Consider the following 21447-nt stretch of genomic DNA (forward strand, 5'->3'; position numbering starts at 1 on the left):
TTGGCGCAGGCGATCTCGGGTCTTTTCAAAAAACCTCTTTCTGTTGCAGCATCGGGCGCGCATTGATCCGTCTCTAGTGCACCTATTCATTTTGTCTTATACTGGAAGGTAGTATATGTCTCCTCCAACGCTATCCGAACTTGCTCCGCAGTTTATCGCCATTGCCGGCTATTGGTGGATCTGGCTGCCTATTCTTTTAGGCTTTATTTTGGTGCAATCGTGGCTTACATATGTACGCGCGAAATTCAAAGCATCTATCCGCTGGTCGCTGCTTGAGATCCGTGTTCCCCGCGAGCTTAAAAAAACCCCGAAGGCCATGGAGCAGATCTTTGCGGGGTTATACGGGCTTCGCAACAAGGCGGATAATATCATCGAAACATATGTGGATGGCGAAGTGACGCTCTGGTTCAGTTTTGAGATCGCAAGTTTTTCCGGCGACATTCATTTTTATGTTCGAACGCCGACAAAACACCGGCACATCATAGAGGCTGTTTTTTACGCACACTACCCGGATCTGGAAATTTTGGAAGTTTCGGATTACATGGCTACGGTACCCAAGTCCATGCAGGAAATGGATGAAAGCGGATATAGTCTCTGGGGAAGCGAACTGAGGCTTGCCCGAGAAGACGCATATCCCATCCGCACTTATGCGGAGTTCAGTTCAACGGTCGAAGAGGAACAGATCGATCCGGTCTCGGCGCTCGTGGAGATTTTGGGTAAGGCGAAACGGGGAGAGAAAATTCTTTTACAGATACTCGTTCGTCCCGCAGACGATACTTGGCAGTTACAAGGGAAGAAGCTTCTCGATAAACTCAAGACTTCGAACATACACAAAAAGACAAAAGTGATGCCGGGCGGAGATGTTGAAGAAGTGGAAAAAATGATTGCCCGCACACCCGGGGAAGTAGACCTCCTCAAGGCCATTAATCTGAATATCTCAAAGCCCGGATTTGAGACGATTATCCGCTATATGTACTTGGCACCCAAGGATATTTTCAGCACGAACCTTGCGCGCCGCGGCGTGTTTTCCTGCTTCAACCAGTATGCGGATTTTCGAATGAATTTCTTCAGACAGAATTCGGGAGCTCGCACGGAAACATGGTGGGTAAAATCTCCCTATATTTTTCCCGAGATACGCCTTCGCGGGCGGAAGCGCCGCATGCTACGGAACTTCAGAGAACGGCGGATGCCCGAGGAATCATTTTTTTCAAAGATCGCCACATCGGAGGTATTCGACTGGAATGTGAAATCGAAGACCTTCGTGCTCAATACCGAAGAGCTTGCGACCATTTGGCACCTGCCATCGCATCTAGTGCTGACTGCTCCCTTTGTGCAGAGGGTTGAGTCGCGGAAAATAGGCCCGCCGGCAGGACTTCCTATCTTCGGCGGAGAAGAGGAAACGCCCTGGACAAAAAAGAAAAAATAAGAATAAGATAATCCGCAATACTTCTGCCGCGCTCTTGCAATAAAGACGGAATATGGAATCACACCAACTCTATCTTGCCCAAATTTTCACCGTTGGCAACGCGATCATTGATTTTTTTGTCACAACGGACTGGACTCGCGCCATCTTTTGGATAAAAATAATTTCTTTTATTATTTCAGCGGTAATGCTTGTTGGTATCGTGTGGGTGCTAAAAAAGCATCACGGAATATTCGCTGCCGCATATCAAAAAGTCATTAATACCAAGGCAGCAGAGCCGGAGATAGATCCCCAGGTCGAATATTACGAACACGAGGAATGGAGAAATGTGGTAAAACTATGGTCTTCTCATTCGCTTGCGGAGAAGCGCCTTGCCTTGATCGATGCGGACGCACTTTTTGATAACGTGCTTCGCGATCGGAGAATCCCGGGCGAGACGTTCATTGAACGCGTGGCCAGTCCGGAGATGCCGCTGTTATCCAACATGAATGACGTGCTGTTTGCACACAAGTTCAGGAACGAATTGGTGCATGAAACCGGGGCTACATTTGATCTGATAGATGCCCAGACCGCCTTCGCGGCGTATGAACAGGCTCTCAAAGAGCTTAAAATCATCTAAAGACATGCGATGCAAATCAACGAATGCATTCGAATGATACGAATAAAATAACTTTCTTATTCGTTGCATTCGCATCAATTCGTATATTGGCATCGGAGTAAGCATTCTATGACCCATAAACCTCACCCCGAGCCGTACCATGTTGGCGATTTGGCTCCTCATGAAGGCGAATATGTGTGCGTGCCCTGCGGGTTCAAAAAACTTCTCAAAACGGGTGAGTCGTTCAGTGAGTGCCTCTCCTGCATGAAAGACGAAGGGTGGCACATCTTGGGTGCCGAGCAGGACGTGGAAGACGCACTGCTCGACGATACGGATGTTGAAGAAAAAGAACATCACTACCACACCGAGGATAATGAAGAGGTCGCCGAAGGGCTTGAGCTTTGGGAATCGATCCAAAAGCCCGACGAAGGGAGTGGCGGGAAACACGAAGAGTAAAAACGTTGAATTTTGTTGTGGGGACTAAACTTTAATTAAAACTGAGACGAACTTCTCGGCTGTAGATCCGCTGAGCTTCATTTCAAAGAAAGTTTTATTTTATGGAAAGCAAATGGACTTCTTTGCATGGCGAGGGCTATGTGGTAGAAGATCTGGGTCGCCCAGCAGTTTTTCTTATTCCTGCAAAAAAACTGAAGCAACCCATCGGCAACACAACGGTAGAAGAAGACTTGCATAGATTTCTTATAGAGAATTTCGGCGCCTACACATGTCTGACCATTCCCAGCTTTGGCTTTTGGCGGGATATCGAAAAAGCGGCCATTTCCGATGAGTGCCGTGAATATGAGGTGTCATTTCTCGGCAAGGACCGCATTCCGCTTCTTTTAAGAAAGCTTGCAAAGATCGCATCACTGATAGGGGAAGAGTGTATTTACGTAAAAGCTGGCCAATACGCCGGCCTCGTTCATCCATGACCGCCAGAACCCTTTAAGTTTACTACCACGACCGCAAGGCCGTGGTAGTTTTTTGTTATGGTAATCCACTTTCATCTTTCCGATTTTCCGGGTCTCGAAGATCTCGCAGAGAGAGCTCAAGAATTTTCTTGCCCTGATGTTTGCATAAGCGCAGGGCCTCTTCTTCGGATTCGAGAGCCTTCAGGGCTTCTTCGAACGGCTACTCCCGAGCTTGACGAGAGACGTTAAACCTTCTGATATGGCGCGTAGCAAAGAAGTGCGAAAGATGGCTCGCAAAACGTACCAAAGCCCTATAGCTCCTGCCAGAAATATAAAGAAAAAGACAACAAGGTATGTGAGGCTTTCTATATAATGCGTAAGCAATTTGAAAGAGAGGCCAAAGGTATAGCCGAAAAGTCCCGTGAGGCACGCCCATATCGCCGATCCAAGGAGATTATACACGGCAAATTTTTTCAAACGCATCTTGAGGGTTCCTGCGAGGATAAGGGTGGCTATGGTAAAACCGACGGTGAACTTGGTGATAACAATGGCTTTTCCGCCATGCCTTTCAAAGTATGTTCGCGCCTCCTCAAGATGTTCGTTGCTGATCCGCAGATACTTTCCCCAGCGCACGACAGAGCTGGCTCCGCCGAAAAATCCGACCGCATACCATGAAAATCCGGAGAAAGAATGCCCGACAGTGATCAGAGGGATCACCAAAAAAATATTAAGCTTTCCCAGTGAAGCGATGAATCCCGCAAAAATCATGCTATTGAATCCCTCGATCCACGAAGCGCCGAAGAATATGATATACCCCCATCGGCGGATTACCTCATCATTATGCTGCAGGATGTTGAGAAAATGATCCATGGCGAGCGAGTCCATCTAAATTTTGCGTGGTAAAATTTAGGCGGGTGAACGTTAATAAAACGCTTATGCAAAATAGTGAAAAACCCTGCTCCAGTGTGAAAAAATAGTGATCAGAAATCCCCAAGGCCAGAAAGGAGGCAAAGAGGGCAAGCGTGACGGTGTGCCATAGTGTATCCGCATCTCTGCCTTTACGATGTTGCGACCATGTGCGTAGCACGGAGCCGATAAAAAATAGAAAAACCAAAAGCCCAAAAAGTCCGAATTCCGAAGCAATAAGCAGGTAAGCGTTATGTACGGGCTGATACATCCACGGCTCCGGAAGCGCACCCGTGTGGCGTTCGATGTTCTGCACGAACTGACCGGGCCCTACGCCAAAGAATTTATCCGCATCGATCATTTTGGCGGCCCAATAGATTCCCTCAAGGCGTATTTGAACCGCCTGGTCTTCGAGTGCGAGATTCTTGCGGCTTTGTATTTCGTTGGAAAAGAATAGCCATGCGAAGAGAGCTGCGCTCAAAAATATTATGCACAGCGCGTAGATCCGATTTTTTTCTCCGGGAGATAAGACGTTTTTCTTTACGATGATCCACGCGCCCAGTATGGCAAGCCCGATGCCCAGTGCTATCCATCCGCTTCGTGAAAACGTGAAAAGGAGCGACGTGAGCATAAGCGCAATACCTCCCAACCACAGACTGCTCGATACTGCGCCACTTGCGCTTTTTTGCGTGTACGCGTATGCGGACATGAAGATTGCGAATATCAAAAACGCCGCAAGCACATTCGGATGCGGGAGCGTTCCGTAGGCGCGAACGAACGTTGTCCCCAACGCCTCAAATTTTGCAACACCGGCAATGTTTGCACCAATCGTCTGCTCGCCTAAAAACCACAGGCCCGCGCTATGTCCGGAAAAAAATTGGAACCACGAAAGCCCGGCCTGCAGCGCGCCGCTTAAAAAAATGGGAATGAAGAACGCGGCATATGGAAGAGTTGAGAATCTTTTTGAAAGAAGGGCTATAAAAATGACAAAAAGCGCAAATCTTGCGACAAACGCAATGCCAAGTGCGGGGGATTCACTTATGAGCGCAGATACAAGGCCGATGCCAAGGAGGAGCATCGCGCTGAGTCCGGTAAGACTTTTTGGTCGTGGCATGTTGCGGTATGCCGTCCGTACCATCCAAAACGCCACCAGAACCATCATGGAGATATCCGTTGCGTAGAGGAACACCGTGTTGTAAGGAAAATATGCCAAGCTTCCCTGCCATAAGGCCGTTCGTGTTCCGATTGGAACGGTAAAACAAAAAACCGCAATAAGCAGTTTCTCGATCTGTGCCACGGAAAGAGGATTCTTTGCTGTCAGCTCTATTGTGCGAAATACTCTGCGAATGAACACTGATGAAAATTCAAAATTCAAAAATCAAAAATCAAAATTTTGGAATCTTGCGAAGGTTTTGCGCACAAAACCTTCGCGCCTCCATTATTTTGCATTTTGAGATTTGCATTTTGCATTTACTTTGTCGCAGGCCCCTCCCACGTGATGCGTACGACCTCGTCTTCTTTTGACCAATGAATAACAAGGTCTCCCTTAAAGACGCTTTTTATTTTTTTGCCCATGCGCAATGCAAGTTGATTCTCCGATGTGGTTATACGCATGCGCTCGCCCAAGTCCTCCGTCTCCAAAATTCTGTCCATAGGATCTCGCAGGTACGCCCGCTCCCCTATATTTTTTATAAGTCTCAAAATTTCTTTTTTCTGCGTCTTTTCGAATGAGCGCATGAGTATCTCGCCCTCAAAGGTGTGGTCGTGTTTCATGCGGCAGGCGGGACATTCTGTGAATGCTATCTTCGCATCTTTTCCGGATGTTTTTTTGGTGTCTGCAGAATGGACCCAGTGTTTTTTCATGAAGCGGGCGCCGCATGTTTTGCACACACGGGTCTTATCGTCGGCTTTCCCGAACGCATCACTTCTGCCGCCCCAGGTCGATTTGGATCCCCATGAACCCATTTTTGTTTTTATAGATTTTGGCATACATTTTTATCCTATCGTGAATACTATTTCATATACGATGCCGGCGGCGAATACCGTACCCAATACATAGTATACCCCAAGAGGCATGCGGAGGGAATATTCCGGTTGTCGTTGGCCCTTTGCGCGGGCTGCGCGGTGGAGCTTCAGGAGAAGGACCCCCTCTACTCCTCCCAGAACTCCCCCGACGAAACTAATGACTTTGACAAAATCATGTGTTGAGACGGCAAAAAGAACGAGAGGAACGGTAAGTACGGTGAGTATGGCCACACTGCGGCGCATCTTAAGGTCGTAGATAAAAGCATGTTTAAGCACGAGTCCCATAACGATAAATGATGTTGCGACGGTGAGAATACCGACAAGTCCTCCGGCAATCGACATCCATGATCCATAGCGTGAAGCAAGAGAACTTATGGAGTCTGTTGCGGTCGTATTGCCGAAAGCGCCGACGACGCTAAGGGCAAAAAGCGCATAAAGCAGGGCAGGAATCAAAGTGCCGATCGTAATGATTCTTTTCATTTTACCGTCTCCGGCAAGAATATCCCTAAGCTCCGGGACCGCAGCGCCCCCGGCCAATGAAAAAAGTATGACACCATAAGGCAAAAATATATCATGGAACGTGCTCGGCATCGAAAGATTTGAGAAAGAGATGTCCGGAAGTGCGCGGCCGATAATCGCGACAAATATCGTAAGAAGTACTGCGCTCATTGCGACTTCCGCCGGTGCGCCGGTCTTAAAATCGGTAATGACGAAAAAGGCCATGACTGCAAAGAAAAGAATGCTCCATGTTCCGATTCCGAGGACGAAGAAATGGTCAAAGAGCAGTTTACTGAACGTTCCGCCCACAATCGTGTAGGCAAGCAATGTCCCGAATATGCCAAATATCATAAGAAGCGACGCGACGCGCTTTCCCCACGTCCCAAGATATATCTCGGCATAACCGATAAGCCGGTGTTTTTCATGGGTGCGCAGAACAATCTCCCCATAGATAAGGTGGAGCGTCAGTACCACAAGGCTTAAAACCCCCAGATATCCCAGACCGATAAAAAATCCGGCGCGAGAGAACGCATACGGAATGCCGAAAGTTCCAACGCCCACAATGGTGCCGATGAGCACGGCCAGTGCCTGTAAAAATTTTACTGTTTCGGAACGCATAAGTATGCGTAGTATACCATACTATGGTATGATGCGAACCATGAGTATTCCGCAGGCAGGATTATCCATATTTTCCAGGATATTCAACGAACTGCCCGTTCCGGCCGTTATATTTTTCAAAAAATCGAAGAATCAAAAACCTTTGGCAAATGTGTGGGCCAGAAAACTATTCGGTGTCCAGCTCTCTCCGCTTAGGAAAAATCTTCTTTTTTATGCCGTGGGAGGAAAGCTTCGCCGGTATCCTGCCCAAGAACTTCCCTGGAATATCGCGCTTGAAAAAGGCATTGGAGCCCAGAAAGACGATCTTGTCATGCAGGGAGGAAAAAAACCGGAGGTCTTATTACAGGCATTTTCCATGCCCATACGGGAAGGAAAGGAACTTTCTGCGGCCGTTGTCACCTTTGAAGATGTGACCCTAAGAAGAAAACTTGAAGAGGATCTCTACATCCGAACAGTGAAGCTGGAAATAGCAAACGAGCATTTAAAGGACCTCGATCGGGCAAAGACGGAATTTGTTTCGCTTGCGTCGCACCAGCTAAAAACTCCTCTTACGGCCATCCGATGGTTCATGGAGCTTGTCAGGGAAGGGGACGCCGGTCCTATCAATGCGAAGCAGAAAGAATATCTGCAAGATGCAAATAAAGCGGTATTGCGTCTTGTGGAATTGATGAATTTTCTTCTGAATGTTTCACGGATCGAGACCGGTAAGCTTAGTGTTAGGCCGCAGAAGACCGATAGCGTTGAGTTCACGAAGAGCGTGATTCGGGAATCGGAAGCGCTTTTCAATGCGCGGGCGCAAACCTGCAGCTTCTCCGTTGATGTGCGTCTTCCCGCGATAGCGCTTGACGAGAAAATCATTCGGGAAGTGCTTTTGAACCTTCTTTCAAACGCCGCAAAATATACGCCAGCCGGTGGGAATGTATGGGTCCGCATATTTCGGAAAGGCGCTTTTGCGGTCTGGGAGGTTCGGGATTCCGGTTACGGTATCCCCGAAAGGGAAAAAATCCGGATGTTCGAAAAATTTTTTCGAGCTTCGAATGTTCTAAAATATGATACGGAAGGAACGGGCCTTGGACTGTATCTCGCGCGTTCGCTTGTGGAACTTTGCGGCGGAACGTTGTGGTTCACCTCTAAAGAGCACGTAGGGTCGTCATTCTTTTTTACCATACCGCTTGAAGGAACCAAGCCGTATCATGGAGAGAAACAGCTTTCGGAGTACCCAAAGCTTATCCCGACGTTTCACAAGCCCCGTTAGAAGCTGGGATGCTCGCATCAGTATTTTGCTTCTGACGGGATAAACGCGCATAACATTAACGTTAAAAATATACTATGATATCACTTCTTATAGCTGAAGACGATGGACTTCTGCAAAAAGTATTTCAGACAAAATTTGAAAATGCCGGTTATCGGGTGACCATCGCCGGAGACGGTGAGGAGGCGCTCCTAAAAATGCACTCCGAGAGGCCGGATATGCTGCTTTTGGATATCCGTATGCCCAAAAAGGATGGTTTTCAGGTTCTTACCGAAATGAAGCAAGACGCGCAGCTTGCCGATATTCCCGTGCTTATACTCTCCAACCTCTCGCAAGACCCGGATATTGAGACCGGCTTGAAGCTCGGGGCGCTCGATTACATTGTAAAGTCAGATCTTTCTATTTCCGACGTGGTTAAGAAAGTAGAGGAATATTTAAGAAAACGGTGATCCTGCATGATTAAAATCAAAAACCTCACAAAAAAGTTTGATGCGCAAAATGCGGTTACGGATCTTTCGCTTGAAATAGGCGCAGGAGAGATTTTTGCGTGCATCGGGCCGAACGGCTCGGGCAAGACCACGACAGTAAAAATGCTTGCCGGTCTTTATATGCCGACCGCGGGAAATATAGAGATTGGCGGTATATCTTTGGCGAATGAGCCGGAGAAGGCAAAAGCTCTGCTCGGCTACATTCCAGACGTGCCATTCATCTACGAAAAGATGTCCGGAAGGGAATTTCTCGGTTTCGTAGCCGCACTTTACCGCATGCCTTCCCAAGAGATGGTCCGGAGCACGCATGAGTGGATATCGATTTTTCCGGGCCTTTCGGAAGTCATTGACGGCTACGTAGAAAATTATTCGCGCGGCAACAAACAGAAGCTGGCTATTATCGCGGCATTGCTTCATAGGCCGAAGATTCTGCTCATTGACGAGCCTATGGTGGGGCTTGACCCGCAGAGCGTTCTTACGGTAAAAAAGCTTCTAAAAGATTTTTCGCAAAAGGGGCAACATTCTCCGGTGGAGAATGTTGCGGGCGGCCTCCTTGCTTCTGAAAATGGCATCCGCCCAGGAGGCGCAGTGTTTTTGTGCACGCATACGCTTCCGGTTGCCGAAGAACTTGCCACGCGCATCGGGATTTTGGAGAAAGGGAAATTGATCGCCATAGGCACGCTTGAAGAACTTCGCACGAAGACTGGCAAGCCCTCTGCCGATCTTGAAGAGGTATACCTTGCGCTCACGAGCTAGATAAAATAAAAAATTAAATATCAAAAATCAAAATTAAGGAGTGAAAGTTTTTCCTGCAAGAAAAACTTTCACGATATTCCAAAATTTTTCATTTTGAGTTTTGCATTTTAAATTTGCGTGCAGAATATGTTTTTTCTTCAAAAACCTTTTTATATCGCTCGCATATTCAAAACGCGCGATTGGGCGCGCATAATGGTGTTTTTGGCATTCTGCGCAGTCTCGTTTGGTGTTGCGGCCGGGGCCTATCTCGGATTTCTCCGAGGCTTTCGTTTTTTTACAGAAGATCTCTATTTTGGGGCTGCGCTCTCCGCTTATGCGCTTGAGGCAACTTTTTTTATTATACTGATTCTTGTGTTTGCGAGTGCTACGGTATCGGGATTATGGATGCTTTTTGGTTCTGCTGAAAATCAGTTTTTGCTTTCTACCCCGCTTTCGCGCTACAAAATTTTCTTTTTGAAATTCCTGGAAAACTTGTTTGCATCCGCATGGCCCATACTGCTCATTGGCATACCCGCCATTGCCGCATTTTCCCGAGTATATGCGACCTCGCTTCTTTCCGCGCTATCGTTTTCTTTAATATTTGGCGTTGTGTTTGTGGGAGTTGTAGCGCTTGCCGGTATCGCCGATTTTGCCCTCATTCATTTCTTTCGCATGGTATCGGGCAAAAGAATGTCTTTGCTTATCGGGGCGTTGTTTATCGGGGGAGCTTATGTTATAGGACGCGTGCTTCTTCCCATCGATCTTAAGGCGTTGTTTTCTGCAGAGCGTTTTGACGTTCTCTCTGCTCCGGTCGGCCTTATTTTTTCTCATTTCGAAAATACTCCCACGCACGCCGCCGTAGCATTTTTATTTAAAGATTCCGGGGCGGCACTTGGCAAAAAAGCGCTAGCAGTTGTTTTTGAAACGCTTCTTTTCCTCGGAGGGCTTTTTGCGCTTGTCCGATGGTCATATTTTAAAGTGCTTTCTCGTTCGTTTGAAGGTATGTTCTTAGCCCGTCCCGAAGACAGTGCATATATTCGCGCCGGTTTCAAAAAGTTTCCTCTTCTTTGCAAAGGAGCCATCGGGGCGCTTTTGGAGAAGGATATGCTTGTATTTTTCCGCTCGCCGAGAGAGACGACGCGCGCGTTTTTTCTTCTTTTCATGCTGTTTTTGTACCTTTTTCTTTTTTGGAGGCTTAAGGCGCGCGGCATTGAACTTACCCAGGAAATACTCTCAAGAGTTCTTCTGTTTAACTTTGCCGTTATCGGCTATTTTATTACCACGCTCTCTTTGCGATTTGTGTTTCCGCTCATATCTCTTGAAGGAAAAAGTGCGTGGGCGGTTTTCGCAAGCCCCCTGAGACGTATCGGCGTATTTTGGGAGAAACTGTTTTTTGGTCTTGTGCCGATAACGCTCGCAATTATTTTTTTGGCGCTTGGTTCGGTTCGCGTACTTGGTTTAGAGGGGCCGGAGCTTTTCGTGTTTTTGTGGATTGTTTTTGGCATGAGCACGGTTCTTGTAACCCTTTCCTTCGTTGCGGGAGTTTTATGGCCGAATTTTCACGACCGGGATCCGGATAAGCTCTCAACCACCATGCCTGGACTTTTTGTAACCGCCCTCTCTCTTGGCTACGTTGCTCTTGCCGCATTTACAGGTTTTCGTTCCATCCAGGCGTATTTTTTTCAGAGCGAGGCTCTTCTACCCGTTATTATTCCGCTCGCCGCATTAAATCTTTTCACGCTTATTTTTTTGCTTTGGCTCGGTACGCACCGCATCAAGACGCTTGACGTTTCAGCATAATACCGAGTAGCATAAACAACGTTCATGCCGGAGTAGCTCAGTGGGCGAAAAGCAAATGTCTTTGCTTTTTGCGGGCAACTACATTGTTTCCAAATGAATGGGAGTTGTCCCGGAAGAGCAATGTTTTCGCCCCGTACCTTTTGATGCCAGCGTAGCTCAGTTGGTAGAGCAGGCGCTTCGTAAGCGTCAGGTCGTCGGTTCAAATCCGACCGCTGGCTCCAAAAGGTACGGGGTAAATAAGCGTCAGGTCGTCGGTTCAAATCCGACCGCTGGCCCAAGCTTGAACAAAAGGTAAACAAAAAATCGCCCCTCAATAGCATTTGGAGCGATTTTACCCACGCACTTATTTCGATAAGTACGGGGTTTCCTTTTGTAGCCCCGCCAAGGCGGGGACAAAATTTCACTTTTCATATTTCTCAAGATAATACTTGAGCGATAATTGGAGGGCGCTGAATTTTTCGGGGCTTGCGATAATGAATTTCCTTCTCGGCGCCCCCTTAGAACGGTTTACAAAACTGTCTTCTTCCGCCCGTTTTATGCGGGATTTTTCGGTGGGGCTAAGGTTCTCTTTCAGCACCGTCGTAAATGCAAGGTCGTCGTATCCGGCTTCTCGTAAGATGACCTGGGCGAGCATATCCGCTTCTTTCTCTATGCTCCGATCGAAATCCGCAAAAACAAATGCGGTCGCGAAGGCAAGGACCATCAGGTCGTAAGAAGAAGAATTTTTTTCTGCCCTTTCCTGAAGGCGGGCGATATTTTTTTGGTAGAGGCGAGACGTGGCGGTGTGACGCAAGATGCCATGAGCTGCCTCGTGGGCCAGAACTCCGGCAATTTCAGCCTCACTCTCACTCTTCAGAAAGAGCCGGGCGCCAAAAAACACGGTTCCGCCCGGCAATGAAAATGGATATTTGTGCTGAAGGACCACCTGGTTTTTCACGGGGATAAAACGATCGTCATAAAGGCGGATGCGATGATGATGGGGGTCGTTGCGGGCCATTGCGCCTCGTCCAAGATGTTCATCGATGCGCTTCATGTACAAAGCGCTCTCTGCGTGGTTAAAGACAAGGTGGACATCCTGCTGCAGAAGGTCTTCCGATGCATCAAGTGTCGCATCTTCTTCGATAGGTGGCAGAACGCCCGAACGGATCCGGAGTATGGTGCTCTCGATATCCGCCTCAAGGTTTTGTCCTCCAGGCATTGGTAATTCGACAACCTGCGGGATATCTGCCGGCTTGACAGCATTTTCTGAAGATATCTGCGGAGGAAACAGGATGATGCAAAACGCGATCTCATAAAGCAAAGTAAGCGCCAAAATATAGCGAATAGGCATTTTTCGGTAGGGTTTCAACGGACACCTCCATTGGTGTATATAGGTATTGGTAAAGACCTATAGATAGGGTATCACCGGCAGAGCAGGCGTACAATGTATCCAGCCCCACATTTAAAATTTCTAAAAGAGGGCGGGATCCCGCTTTGGCGGGATATTGCTATTTTTCTCTCTCTGTTTATATACTGTCTATCATGCCCGATATTCAAGTTACTGCTCAAACAAACAAAGCCTACCCGGCTCTCCTTAGTAAGATTTCAGATTCCCCGCCACTGCTTTATATAAATGGTTCTCTTCCCGGAAAAGATGAGAAACTGTTTGCGGTTGTGGGGACCAGAAAACCGACTGCCTATGGGAAGGAGGCCGCGATGTATCTTACCCGCGAGCTATGCCGCGCAGGGTTTAGCATTGTAAGCGGCATGGCGCTTGGCATTGACGGCATTGCGCATGAGACGGCTTTGCTTGAAGGCGCGCGCACCTACGCGGTGCTTGGCTGTGGCGTTGATGTGGTATATCCGCAGGAGCACAAAGCACTTTCCGAACGGATTGCGCGTCAAGGCGCGATCATTTCCGAATATGAGCCGGGGACCCAGCCTCTTCCGTATCGCTTTCCCCAACGCAACCGCATTATCGCGGGTATGACATTAGGAACGCTGGTGATTGAAGCAAAAGAGCGAAGCGGGGCGCTCATCACCGGAAGGCTAGCACTCGAGTATAACCGCGAGGTGTTTGCCGTACCCGGCTCCATTTTCTCCGCGACCTCAAAAGGTCCGCACGCGCTTATTAAGGAAGGCGCGAAACTTACAGAGACCATCAATGATATTCTTGGTGAATTCGGGTTTGAAGCCGAGGGCTTGCGAACCAGGCTCTCCGCAAATATATCGGCAGAGGAACAGCGCATCCTTGCCATACTTGAAGGAGAATCCAGGCATCTTGATGCTATTGTCGGCGAGACCGGTCTTTCTGCCGCCCAGGTCCATGGCGCCATCACCATGCTTGAAATAAAAGATGCTATTCAGCATCTCGGCGGCAATATATACGGGCTCCGAAGAAATTGACATTTAAGGGACAACTTGCTAAACTTTTTTCTCGGTTCCTTTACAATTCTCGCGCATAAATCTTGACGGCTCTCGAGGGAGCCTCGAATGCCCAAAAGGAGGTTTTACAATGAAACGTATTTTCGGATTTGTTTTCGTTTTGGCGATTCTGATTTTTGTTCCGTATAGTCTGAAAGCGCAGGAGACCCCTGCCGCAGACACGTCGTTTTCTCCGGAGCTTGTGTGGCAGATTTATCTTCTGAAGAATCCGAAGGCGGAAGATGTGAGTAATTTGCTGGATGATTTAAAGATTGGTGAAGCGTATAAGGCGCTGGCTGCGGAGTGGCTATTGAGTCATGACGATTTTCTTCGAGGTCCATATGGAGAATATACGCTTCGGTCCATCATCTATTTTTCGCCGGAACCCTACAAGCAAAAGGCCTGGGAGCAGTTGAAGCTCTCAGAAGATGACGTGGAAATCGTTATACTTCTCGTGAGCGATAGGGGATCGGTCCCAGAAAGGTATAAAAATGCTGCGGCTGAAGAACTTCTGAAAAGATCTTCTAGTAGAGATGATCTTTATAGCATAATGGTAGCTGCGCCCAGAGACGGAGATCGGGAACTTGCTGCGGAGAGGCTTATAGCTGAAGGTAGCGAGAGTTCCCTGGCATGGATTGTGGTAAGAGCGCCAAGAGAAGATCAAAAATCAAGGGCGTGGAAGAAATTTATCGAGCTTCTTCCTGAAGTTATTGTCAAGGAGCATACCCGTCACATTTTTTCTTCGATGAGGGGCAATATTAGATACATCGCAGACAGTGCGACCGAACCCTACCGAACCGAAGCCCAGTTTCTTCTCAATCTCCTTAATGCCGATCCGGGTCAGTCTCTCGAACTCATGCACCAGAAACCTTGAAAATTCATCAAATACCCACGAGCGCCAAAAGCGCTCCTTTTTAATATCAACTTTTCACTTTGTGTTGCGCGTGATACGCTGGAAATGGAAAGTGCTATAAATTTTAGACAACATCGGCATGTGCGGCATTGTAGGATACATCGGAAAAAAACAGGCCTTTCCTATACTGATCGACGGTTTGAAGCGCCTTGAATACCGCGGATATGATTCGGCAGGAGTTTGCGTGTTGGAAAACGACACGGCTTTTTGCGTGCGCTCTCCCGGGCGCATTTTAAAATTGGAGGAAAAAATAGGAGATGTCGCCGTGTCGGGAAGCGTCGGCATCGCCCATACACGCTGGGCAACGCATGGCCAGCCGAATGAGGCCAACGCCCATCCGCACGCCGACTGTACGGGAACTATTTTTGTGGCGCATAACGGCATCATAGAAAATTATCGGGAACTGCGCGATATGCTGGAAAAAGAAGGGCATGTTTTTTCTTCAGAAACCGATACCGAGACGCTGGCCCATCTCATTGAACGATATGACCTCACCATGGTGCTGGAAGATGCGGTGTCGCAGGCACTGGAACTGATTTCGGGAACCTTCGGCCTTGCGGTTGTATCGTTAAGCGAGCCACAGAAAATCGTCGTTGCACGAAGGTCCAGCCCCCTGCTTATTGGCATCGGGGAGGGTGAATATCTGGTTGCCTCCGACGCCTCTGCCGTTATTGCGCACACCAAGGAAGTGGTGTATTTGAATGATGATGAAATTGCCGTACTTACGCCGGACGCCTGGAAGCTACGAACGCTCGACAGACGCGCGCTCACGCGCTCCTCGGAAATTCTTGAGTGGTCGCACGAGGAAGCGGAAAGGGGCGGATATCCTTTTTTCATGGCAAAAGAGATCCATGAAGCGCCGCTTGCCGTTGAAAATGCTCTGCGCGGGCGTATTGTTTTTGAAGAAGGCAACGCAAAGCTTGGAGGCTTGGAAGATATTGCCGATACGCTCCGAGCAGTAAAGCGTCTTATCATCGTATCCTGCGGCACAAGTTACTATGCCGGTCTTTCGGGGGCCATGATGATCGAGGAATATGCGGGCATTCCCGTTGAGGTTTATAACGCGTCGGAGTTCCGTTACCGGGCGATACCTTTTAACGAAGGAACAGTGGTGCTTGCAATTTCCCAGTCGGGCGAGACGGCCGACACTCTTGCGGCGATCCGCGAAGCAAAGAAAAAAGGGCTTTTATCGCTCGGTATCGTCAATGTTGTAGGCTCCTCCATCGCGCGCGAGACGGATGCGGGCATCTATAACCACGCAGGACCGGAAATAGGCGTGGCAAGCACCAAGGCGTTCATCTCTCAACTCACCGTGCTTGCGCTTCTTGCCGTATACCTGGGCCGCATGCGCGGAATGTCTTTTGAAACGGGACAAGAAATTCTCCGGGAGCTTAAGGGGCTTCCCGCGTGCCTCGAACGTATTCTTAAAAAAGAAAATGCGATTAAGGCGCTGGCGGAAATTTACACAGGGTTCGAAAATTTTTTCTTCATCGGGCGGAGATATCAATATCCAACGGCGCTTGAAGGGGCGCTTAAGCTTAAGGAGATATCCTATATCCATTCGGAGGGATACGCGGCGGGGGAGATGAAGCACGGCCCCATCGCGCTTATCTCCAAGAAATTTCCTACGGTGGCCATGGCGCTTACCGACAGCATGTATGAGAAAATGATTTCCAATATTCAGGAAATAAAAGCTCGCAAAGGGCCGATCATCGCCATTGCCAATGAAGGAAATGAAAACATAAAAAATATAACGCAAGATGTTATTTACATTCCAAAAACGCTTGAGATGTTAATGCCCATTCTTGCGGTCGTTCCTCTGCAGCTTTTTGCGTATCATGTGGCGGTACTGCGCGGATGTGACGTGGATAAGCCCCGCAACTTGGCCAAGAGTGTCACTGTTGAGTGAGGCGGACAAACCCCGTAATTTCAATAAACCTTCCCCCGCTCCTAAACGGGGTACTTGATAAATACAATAAATAGGTGCATCAATTAAGTACAAAGAGAGACCTTTGAAATTAAAGCTAATGTACTATAGAAAATAGGGTTTCGGCACAGCGGAAAGCGGCTTTTAAAATGGCTTTTTCCCGCTGCGTCGAATACTCACTGTTCGCGTAGCTCCTGCCATAACTTCGGCAGCAGATTCCATCTTCCCGAAAGGGAAAGAAAGAGGATTGCCGTGGATGAGGCAACCTTTAAGCAGGCCATAAACGCGCTCAACCTCTTCGACCAGTTGCATTTGTCGAAAGACAGAGGCGCACTGCAAGATCATTACGGAGCAGGGCTTCTTCCTGCTCTACTGAAAGTCCACCCTTCGAGAGTGAACCGGCATCTTTTCGAGCTTGCACTGCGCGGCGTCTCGGTCGCCGATCTTGCCGGTCCCCAGATCATTTCCATCGACCGTTCCAAGGCTTTCGATCCGGCCGCTCTACTCGGCGCAGGCTGGACCATTTGGAAAGGACCGGCAGATGGCGATGGTTTGTCTGGTGCAAACGATGAAGACGAGCGTTCTTGCGCACTCACCGAAGCGGATCTCTCCAAGATTCTCTTCGCGGATGCACTCAAGGGCAAGGAAATGTTCATCACCGGCGAGGAGCGCGTCAAACGTCTTAAGAAAGCGGGGCATGTGCGCCTGGATGCCGGAATCTTCCAGTTCCTTTGGGAGAACAGGAATCGCATTCCAAAGAGCTGGGAGGAGAAGATCAATGGCAATATCCGCTACATCTTCTTTGACGGCACCATTCTTCGCGACCCGCTCGGCAACCGCTACGCATTGCATCTCTACTGCGGCGCTAGCCAGTGGGGTCGGGTCTACGACTGGCTCGGCAATAACCGGGGTGCCAGCAGTCCGTCCGTCGTGCTCGCCTAGCTCTCTGAATTTTTTGCAAAATATCAAAAAGCTCCGCAGTATTGCGGAGCGGTTTTTTTAATATTTATGCAAGCACTTCTCATGGCAGACCTACAGCGTGAATTCCGTCCGGATCATCCCTCGACCGTCTCTGTATTCAGTATGAAAGTTGTATAAATCTTTAGTTACGTCGAAACTTCCACCAATGAGACAGCCTCTGCCGATCTTCACTCCTGGCATGAAGTTGGCGAGCGTTGCGGTGCGCGATCCCTTTCCCATCACAATGCCAAAGTGTTTCAGACCGGTTGAGATTTTTTCTCCCCTCACAAAGCTTGTAATAGCCTTCCCATCAAAGCGCGAGTTGGAGATGTGCGTTCCGGCGCCAAGGTTGCAACCCTCGTCAATAATGGAATCAAGCACGCAGGCGTTGTGCAGTTTGGTGCCGTCGCAGATGATGCTGTTCTTCACTTCCGAGTGAGCGCCAATAACAACATTTCTGCCGATGTAGGAAGAGTCTCTTACGAGAGCAAAGTCTCCGATGCGAGCACCCTCGCGTATGACGCATGGCCCGCGTACCACGGCGCTTCGCGCGATGTAGACGGATTTCTCAATATGAACGGGCCCCTTAAGCGTTGCGCCCTCTTCAACATCAAAGGAATCCCGCATCTTTTGCTGAAGATTCTGCATAAGCAGGCGATTGAGTCCTAAAAGATGCCATGGGTATTTGAGCGTAGTCTCGGGAATATTGTCGACGGGGACGCTCCAAACGGCGCACGTTTTCGCGTAAGCATCCAGGGCTTTTTCAAAACTTTGCGGACCTGAAGGCAGTGCCGCGAGTGTTTCAATGAATTCTTTCGTAAGCCGGTAAGCGCTCACGATTCTTCTCGGATGCGGTTCCGGCCAGACCATAGGTTTTTCAATGATGCTCTTGGCTTTCGAGATCACACAGCCGACTTCCATCGTTTCAACGATACCGTACAGAGAAGGTGTGTCTGTTGGCGTTGTGGCGATGAGAACGCTTTCTTGGCTGCATTTACAACCCCCGACGACCCTTGCTTGGTCTTTCAGGGAGCCGATTAAAACATTAGCGTATATTTTATCCGCGGCAATGACATAGAACGCCTCTTCCGCAACATGCGCGGCCGCTTTGAGCAACGCGTCTCCCTGGCCGTCTGCCCGCTCCTGCGCGACAAAGACTACTTCCAGATCGACCGGGACTTCTTGCCGCATTCGCTCGACATCCCGGGGCTTTGCGGTGATAATAACTTTCCGAAAACCATTTTGCAAAAGTCCCCCCAGAGTCATCCGGAAAATGGTAGAGCCCTGGTATATGGGATAGAGCGTTTTGTGGCGGTCTTGCGCCAGCGGCCAGAAACGGGAACTGTCTCCCGATGCGAGTACAACCACCGTATTAGTACACATTCGGCGCCTCCTTAAAGAGCCATGCTCTCTTTGTGTTATACTGTCAAATAGCCTGTTTTAGACACTGAAGCATCATTCTATTTGCCAGTCAACTATGGTGTTCGTATTCGATCTTGACCATACTTTGCTCGACACAGAAAAACTTCTGCGCTCTTATGTGCGGGATGCATTGCGTCCTTATGGCGTATCGTGGCAGATTTTCAAAAAAGCGCTTTCAAAGGACAAAAGGCTTCGCTCTCGCCGCGGTTGCGCAACGCCCAGAACTATCTTCTCTTCGCTCTCCAGTATCACAAAAAGAACATATCCTATTTCATTGCAAAGGCAGTTGCTGAAGTATTTCCGAATCCATGCGCATAATTTTTTTTATCCGGATGTTTTTCGAATTCTGCCGACGCTTCACGGAAAAAAAATTCTGCTTACAAAGGGAAACCGCGTTATCCAGGCCTCCAAATTACAACACGCATCCGTTCGGTCGCTTTTCGATCGAATACAGGTAACCCCGCATGTCAAAGCAGGCCGTCTCAAGCGCATTGTCGCAACGTTTCCTCCAGGAGAGCGCATCATATTTATTGATGACTGGCACGAAGAGCATAAAGCGGCGCTTAAAGTCATGCCGCAACTTACAAGCGCGCACATGATACGGAGGGGACGCGACAGAAAGCGAGTTGCGCATAGGCGGTGTTTTATGGTACAAAATCTCAAACAGCTTAAGAGCTTGGTTATCTCCATGAGCTTGCCGGAATATGCAGACAAAAAACATCGAAACTAAAAAAAACATTGTGGTCATCGGCGGAGGAACCGGAACATATACGGTGCTTTCGGGTCTTAAAAAATATCCCAACGTATGGCCAACTGCCATCGTGACCATGGCCGATGATGGCGGATCTACCGGCGCGCTACGCACCAGCATGGGAGTCCTGCCGGGGGGCGATATCCGAAGAGCCTTGGTAGCGCTTTCCGAAGCCGAAGCGGAAGAATCTTTGCTTAAGCTTTTTAACTATCGCTTTCCTTCCGGCGCGGTCGAAGAGCATAGCTTCGGTAATTTATTTCTTGCTGCGCTCGAAAAAATCTACGGAGGATTCGATGATGCCGTTGATGAGGCATCGAAAATTTTGCGCGTGCGAGGCTCGGTTATTCCGGTAACGCTGGATAACGTGCGGCTGCACGCCCGCTACAAGGACGGCCTGGAGGTCCATGGCGAGACAAATATCGATATTCCCAAACATGATGCGAGCCTGCATATTGAAAAGGTATGGCTTGATCCGGCCGGCCGGCTTAATGCCAAGGCCCGCGACGCCATCACCCGGGCGCATCTTGTTGTGATAGGGCCCGGAGATCTGTACACGAGCATCGTGCCGAATCTTCTGGTAGAGGGGATGCGGGAAGCTTTGCGGGACACGAAAGCCCGGAAAGTATATATCGTGAATGTGATGACCAAGCGCGGAGAAACTCACGGATTTTTAGCGCATCATTTTGTGGAGGCCATTGAGCAGTATCTTGGGAAGGGGGTTCTGACGCATGTGCTCTACAACACTGCCGAACCGCATAAAGAGCATCTCGATCCGTATGAAAAGGAAGGAGCGGCATTTGTCCGGTGTGACGTATCTTGCCTGCCGCGCGATGCCTACCACTGCGCTCCCCATGATGTTCTTGCCGAAGGTTCTCTTATTCGCCATGACCCGGATAAGCTGGCAAGGGCGCTGCTTTCGATTGTCTAGGACTTCGCCGGCGAGTTGACTTTTGGAAATCTCTGTTCTATGATGCCATCTTCATTCTTTGAAAATATTGGAGGCGCATCATGCCCGAAGATGAGAAGGTCCGCGAGTGTGTAAGTCTCATCGTACATCCCAAGATCGATGAAGATTTTTTTGCCATCGGACATGTGTTGCTTTCCCGCTCTACATGTCTAAAGACCCAAACCGCCGCGCTGATTGTGCAGGACGGTAAGATCGTTTCCTATGGCTACAACATGTGCTGTCCGCAGGACCAGCTCTATGGCCTTCCGGTTGTTGAATGCCCCCGAATGCAGACGCAGACCGGTGCGGCTTATGAGCTATGCAAGCCAATCCATGCCGAGATCGTTGCGGTCATCAACGCGTTTGGCATCGGACACGTTGATCGAAAGACGTTGTGGCATTTCCCGGGATTTACCAATAAGCTCGCCGGTTACCGGGATTTTTTCAGGGGTAAAGCGATTTTGTATCTTCTGGGGCATTATTGGGCCTGCGAGGAATGTGTGGCGTTCTTGAAATACGTCGGCATCACAGAAATTAAATTTCACGACATGAGCGGCGGCGCGACGCTTCAGAAGTACCGGTCGCAGAATCTCACAGGATTGGAAAACGCCCTGGATGTCTCTGGATGCATTCTTAATGGCATCGTTTCGGTCGTAATTGAGTCTGGGCGCGTTGCAGAATTTTGTACGCGAAACAGCGTTGACAAAAAAGATGTTCATGAACTTTCGGTAGGGGAAAGCCCCAAGGAAGGCCATCTTTTGTTCATTCAGGTTGCGCATGGTACCGAGAAAGACCGTGTGACGGCGTTCGGAAAAGATGCTGTCGTGAAAGAAGCGCGCATTCTTCTCACAAAAACGGCTTAAGAGCCAACTAC

General features: G+C 48.9%; 21 protein-coding genes and 1 tRNA gene. 16 read left to right on the forward strand and 6 right to left on the reverse strand.

The annotated features are described in order from the left end of the window. Positions 1-115 precede the first annotated feature (115 nt). From Q7S09_03240 to Q7S09_03255, 4 genes are all read left to right on the forward strand, one after another. Positions 116-1426, forward strand: a complete 1311-nt coding sequence (locus Q7S09_03240; protein ID MDO8558178.1) for a hypothetical protein — start codon at positions 116-118, stop codon at positions 1424-1426. A 52-nt stretch (positions 1427-1478) separates the two neighbouring features. Then, positions 1479-2042 (forward strand): hypothetical protein, encoded by a 564-nt coding sequence (locus Q7S09_03245; protein ID MDO8558179.1) that lies wholly within the window; start codon positions 1479-1481, stop codon positions 2040-2042. A gap of 108 nt (positions 2043-2150) precedes the next feature. After that, entirely contained in the window at positions 2151-2477 is a 327-nt protein-coding gene (locus Q7S09_03250) for a hypothetical protein (GenBank protein ID MDO8558180.1), read from the forward strand. A 101-nt stretch (positions 2478-2578) separates the two neighbouring features. Continuing rightward, the gene (locus Q7S09_03255) at positions 2579-2950 is read left to right on the forward strand and encodes a hypothetical protein (GenBank protein ID MDO8558181.1); all 372 of its coding nucleotides are present in this window, start codon (positions 2579-2581) and stop codon (positions 2948-2950) included. A gap of 180 nt (positions 2951-3130) precedes the next feature. Here the strand turns inward: Q7S09_03255 and Q7S09_03260 are convergent, their stop codons facing one another. From Q7S09_03260 to Q7S09_03275, 4 genes are all read right to left on the reverse strand, one after another. Continuing rightward, positions 3131-3799: a DedA family protein gene (locus Q7S09_03260; GenBank protein ID MDO8558182.1), complete on the reverse strand. Its 669-nt coding sequence runs from the start codon at positions 3797-3799 to the stop codon at positions 3131-3133. Further along, on the reverse strand, positions 3768-5189 hold the full coding sequence (locus Q7S09_03265; GenBank protein MDO8558183.1) for an O-antigen ligase family protein: 1422 nt from the start codon (positions 5187-5189) through the stop codon (positions 3768-3770). Before Q7S09_03265 ends, Q7S09_03260 begins: the two co-directional genes overlap by 32 nt. 116 nt (positions 5190-5305) lie before the next feature. Continuing rightward, positions 5306-5824, reverse strand: coding sequence for a BCAM0308 family protein (locus Q7S09_03270; GenBank protein ID MDO8558184.1), 519 nt, complete (start codon positions 5822-5824; stop codon positions 5306-5308). Positions 5825-5830: 6 nt separating this feature from the next. Beyond that, entirely contained in the window at positions 5831-6976 is a 1146-nt protein-coding gene (locus Q7S09_03275; GenBank protein ID MDO8558185.1) for an aromatic amino acid transport family protein, read from the reverse strand. Positions 6977-7004: 28 nt separating this feature from the next. Here Q7S09_03275 and Q7S09_03280 point away from each other — a divergent pair, with 28 nt between their 5' ends. From Q7S09_03280 to Q7S09_03300, 5 genes are all read left to right on the forward strand, one after another. Then, a complete protein-coding gene (locus tag Q7S09_03280; GenBank protein MDO8558186.1) occupies positions 7005-8231 on the forward strand; it encodes a HAMP domain-containing sensor histidine kinase in 1227 nt (408 codons plus the stop codon). A gap of 74 nt (positions 8232-8305) precedes the next feature. Beyond that, positions 8306-8677 carry a response regulator gene (locus Q7S09_03285; GenBank protein ID MDO8558187.1) on the forward strand — a complete coding sequence of 124 codons (372 nt, stop codon included), beginning with the start codon at positions 8306-8308 and terminating at the stop codon, positions 8675-8677. A gap of 6 nt (positions 8678-8683) precedes the next feature. Next, positions 8684-9472: an ABC transporter ATP-binding protein gene (locus tag Q7S09_03290; protein ID MDO8558188.1), complete on the forward strand. Its 789-nt coding sequence runs from the start codon at positions 8684-8686 to the stop codon at positions 9470-9472. A gap of 126 nt (positions 9473-9598) precedes the next feature. Then, positions 9599-11251 carry a hypothetical protein gene (locus Q7S09_03295; protein MDO8558189.1) on the forward strand — a complete coding sequence of 551 codons (1653 nt, stop codon included), beginning with the start codon at positions 9599-9601 and terminating at the stop codon, positions 11249-11251. A 145-nt stretch (positions 11252-11396) separates the two neighbouring features. After that, positions 11397-11472: transfer RNA gene (locus tag Q7S09_03300), tRNA-Thr, on the forward strand. Between the two features lie 179 nt (positions 11473-11651). Here Q7S09_03300 and Q7S09_03305 read toward each other — a convergent pair. Then, complete coding sequence (locus Q7S09_03305) at positions 11652-12581, reverse strand: M48 family metalloprotease (protein ID MDO8558190.1); 930 nt, start codon at positions 12579-12581, stop codon at positions 11652-11654. A gap of 191 nt (positions 12582-12772) precedes the next feature. Between Q7S09_03305 and dprA the strand changes: the two genes are divergently transcribed. The 4 genes from dprA (at position 12773) to Q7S09_03325 (ending at position 17436) form a co-directional block, all read left to right on the forward strand. Next, positions 12773-13636 (forward strand): DNA-processing protein DprA, encoded by an 864-nt coding sequence (dprA, locus tag Q7S09_03310; GenBank protein ID MDO8558191.1) that lies wholly within the window; start codon positions 12773-12775, stop codon positions 13634-13636. 109 nt (positions 13637-13745) lie between these two features. Beyond that, a complete protein-coding gene (locus tag Q7S09_03315) occupies positions 13746-14528 on the forward strand; it encodes a hypothetical protein (protein ID MDO8558192.1) in 783 nt (260 codons plus the stop codon). Between the two features lie 118 nt (positions 14529-14646). After that, positions 14647-16476, forward strand: coding sequence for a glutamine--fructose-6-phosphate transaminase (isomerizing) (gene glmS / locus Q7S09_03320; GenBank protein MDO8558193.1), 1830 nt, complete (start codon positions 14647-14649; stop codon positions 16474-16476). 330 nt (positions 16477-16806) lie between these two features. Beyond that, positions 16807-17436: a hypothetical protein gene (locus tag Q7S09_03325; GenBank protein MDO8558194.1), complete on the forward strand. Its 630-nt coding sequence runs from the start codon at positions 16807-16809 to the stop codon at positions 17434-17436. A 90-nt stretch (positions 17437-17526) separates the two neighbouring features. Here Q7S09_03325 and Q7S09_03330 read toward each other — a convergent pair whose 3' ends face one another. Further along, the gene (locus Q7S09_03330; GenBank protein MDO8558195.1) at positions 17527-18837 is read right to left on the reverse strand and encodes a sugar phosphate nucleotidyltransferase; all 1311 of its coding nucleotides are present in this window, start codon (positions 18835-18837) and stop codon (positions 17527-17529) included. Positions 18838-18931: 94 nt separating this feature from the next. Between Q7S09_03330 and Q7S09_03335 the strand changes: the two genes are divergently transcribed. The 3 genes from Q7S09_03335 (at position 18932) to Q7S09_03345 (ending at position 21436) form a co-directional block, all read left to right on the forward strand. Then, positions 18932-19606 (forward strand): HAD hydrolase-like protein, encoded by a 675-nt coding sequence (locus Q7S09_03335; protein ID MDO8558196.1) that lies wholly within the window; start codon positions 18932-18934, stop codon positions 19604-19606. Beyond that, entirely contained in the window at positions 19581-20555 is a 975-nt protein-coding gene (locus tag Q7S09_03340) for a YvcK family protein (protein ID MDO8558197.1), read from the forward strand. The genes Q7S09_03335 and Q7S09_03340 overlap by 26 nt, the downstream gene beginning before the upstream one ends. 80 nt (positions 20556-20635) lie before the next feature. Then, positions 20636-21436: a hypothetical protein gene (locus tag Q7S09_03345; GenBank protein ID MDO8558198.1), complete on the forward strand. Its 801-nt coding sequence runs from the start codon at positions 20636-20638 to the stop codon at positions 21434-21436. Positions 21437-21447 lie beyond the last annotated feature (11 nt).

The organism is bacterium, from assembly GCA_030649025.1.
GTDB lineage: Bacteria > Patescibacteriota > Minisyncoccia > JAUYLV01 > JAUYLV01 > JAUSGO01.

Excerpts from the sequence above, each read along its gene's own strand:
- Q7S09_03305 (MDO8558190.1), bottom strand. The coding sequence starts at position 12,581 with ATGCCTATTCGCTATATTTTGGCGCTTACTTTGCTTTATGAGATCGCG.
- Q7S09_03245 (MDO8558179.1), top strand. The coding sequence starts at position 1,479 with ATGGAATCACACCAACTCTATCTTGCCCAAATTTTCACCGTTGGCAAC.
- Q7S09_03340 (MDO8558197.1), top strand. The coding sequence starts at position 19,581 with ATGCAGACAAAAAACATCGAAACTAAAAAAAACATTGTGGTCATCGGC.
- Q7S09_03260 (MDO8558182.1), bottom strand. The coding sequence starts at position 3,799 with ATGGATCATTTTCTCAACATCCTGCAGCATAATGATGAGGTAATCCGC.
- Q7S09_03280 (MDO8558186.1), top strand. The coding sequence starts at position 7,005 with ATGATGCGAACCATGAGTATTCCGCAGGCAGGATTATCCATATTTTCC.
- glmS (MDO8558193.1), top strand. The coding sequence starts at position 14,647 with ATGTGCGGCATTGTAGGATACATCGGAAAAAAACAGGCCTTTCCTATA.
- dprA (MDO8558191.1), top strand. The coding sequence starts at position 12,773 with ATGCCCGATATTCAAGTTACTGCTCAAACAAACAAAGCCTACCCGGCT.
- Q7S09_03270 (MDO8558184.1), bottom strand. The coding sequence starts at position 5,824 with ATGCCAAAATCTATAAAAACAAAAATGGGTTCATGGGGATCCAAATCG.
- Q7S09_03330 (MDO8558195.1), bottom strand. The coding sequence starts at position 18,837 with ATGTGTACTAATACGGTGGTTGTACTCGCATCGGGAGACAGTTCCCGT.
- Q7S09_03250 (MDO8558180.1), top strand. The coding sequence starts at position 2,151 with ATGACCCATAAACCTCACCCCGAGCCGTACCATGTTGGCGATTTGGCT.
- Q7S09_03275 (MDO8558185.1), bottom strand. The coding sequence starts at position 6,976 with ATGCGTTCCGAAACAGTAAAATTTTTACAGGCACTGGCCGTGCTCATC.
- Q7S09_03290 (MDO8558188.1), top strand. The coding sequence starts at position 8,684 with ATGATTAAAATCAAAAACCTCACAAAAAAGTTTGATGCGCAAAATGCG.
- Q7S09_03295 (MDO8558189.1), top strand. The coding sequence starts at position 9,599 with ATGTTTTTTCTTCAAAAACCTTTTTATATCGCTCGCATATTCAAAACG.
- Q7S09_03240 (MDO8558178.1), top strand. The coding sequence starts at position 116 with ATGTCTCCTCCAACGCTATCCGAACTTGCTCCGCAGTTTATCGCCATT.
- Q7S09_03315 (MDO8558192.1), top strand. The coding sequence starts at position 13,746 with ATGAAACGTATTTTCGGATTTGTTTTCGTTTTGGCGATTCTGATTTTT.
- Q7S09_03335 (MDO8558196.1), top strand. The coding sequence starts at position 18,932 with ATGGTGTTCGTATTCGATCTTGACCATACTTTGCTCGACACAGAAAAA.
- Q7S09_03345 (MDO8558198.1), top strand. The coding sequence starts at position 20,636 with ATGCCCGAAGATGAGAAGGTCCGCGAGTGTGTAAGTCTCATCGTACAT.
- Q7S09_03285 (MDO8558187.1), top strand. The coding sequence starts at position 8,306 with ATGATATCACTTCTTATAGCTGAAGACGATGGACTTCTGCAAAAAGTA.
- Q7S09_03255 (MDO8558181.1), top strand. The coding sequence starts at position 2,579 with ATGGAAAGCAAATGGACTTCTTTGCATGGCGAGGGCTATGTGGTAGAA.